We start from the raw sequence: 1,175 nt of genomic DNA, 5'->3' as shown, positions 1-1,175 counted from the left end.
GCAGCACGTCCTCACCGGGATACAGCTCGACCGGCACGACGGGATCCGCGTGCCGGTGCGTCGCCGCGGCCGCGGCGAGCTCGGGCAGCTTCTCGTCGAGGAAACCCGTGCTCACCCAACCGGATTCGATTTGCGGTTGGGACAGCAGCTCGCGCAGGAAGTCGATGTTGGTACGGACGCCCTCGATGCCGAACTCCGCCAGGGCGGTGCGGGCCTTGCGCAGCGCCGCCTGCGGCGACGACCCGTGTACGTGAGCGACGACCTTCGCCAGCAGTGAGTCGTAGTGCGGGCTGACGACCAGTCCGGCCCGGCCGTAGGTGTCGACGCGGATTCCGGGGCCGCTCGGCGGCGAGAACACGGTGAGGGTGCCGGCCGCGGGCACAACCGACAAGTCCGGGGCGAAGGTCTCCATGTTCACCCTCGCCTGAATGGCGATGCCACGGTGCGCGGCGGGCTCGCCCATGACTTCGTTGCCGTCGGAGGCGATGCCGGCAGGGAGCCCGAGCTGGTAGAAGGAGGCGCCCCCGGCGATCGCCAGCTGGACGGCCACCAGGTCGAACCCGGTCGTTTCCTCGGTGACGGTGTGCTCGACCTGAATCCTCGGGTTGACCTCGAGGAACACGAACTCCTCACCGGCCACCAGGAATTCGACCGTGGCCAGCCCGCGCAGCCCGACCCGCGCGCACAACCGGACCGCCGCCCGGTGCAGGTCATGCCGCAGCGCCTCGGAAAGCCCTTGGGCGGGTGCGATTTCGACGAGTTTCTGATAACGCCGCTGGATGCTGCAGTCACGGTCGCCGAGCGCGAGCGCGCGCGTCTGGTGTCCCGCGGGCGCAGCGACCACCTGCACCTCGATGTGCCGCGCGCCGTCGAGGCGCGCCTCGGCGAACAGCGCCGGATCTCCGAAGCCCAGTTGCGCCTCCGCGGCGCATTGTTGGTACGCGGCGGCGATCTCCTCGGCGCTGCGCACCGTGCGCATCCCCCGGCCACCCCCTCCGGCGAGCGCCTTGATCATGACGGCGCCGCCCTGCGCGGCGAAGAACGCCTCGATGTCCGCGATGCTGCTCGGTCCGTCCGTGGCGGGCAACACCGGCACCCCGGCCGCGACGGCGGCGCCGCGGGCGGCGGACTTGTTGCCCACGAGTTCGAGCACGTCGGCGTCCGGTCCGACGAAG

At 71.1% G+C, this 1,175-nt stretch carries 1 protein-coding gene; it reads right to left on the bottom strand.

Features of this window, described 5'->3' with window-relative positions; genetic code table 11:
• Positions 1-1,175 (bottom strand): ATP-grasp domain-containing protein (locus A9X03_RS01545; protein ID WP_156736907.1); only part of this gene is annotated, 1,175 nt, incomplete at both ends.

It is taken from the genome of Mycobacterium sp. E1715, assembly GCF_001667625.1.
Classification (GTDB): domain Bacteria; phylum Actinomycetota; class Actinomycetes; order Mycobacteriales; family Mycobacteriaceae; genus Mycobacterium.
The sequence above is the reverse complement of the archived record's forward strand: the minus strand, read 5'-3'. Positions and strand labels throughout refer to the sequence as shown.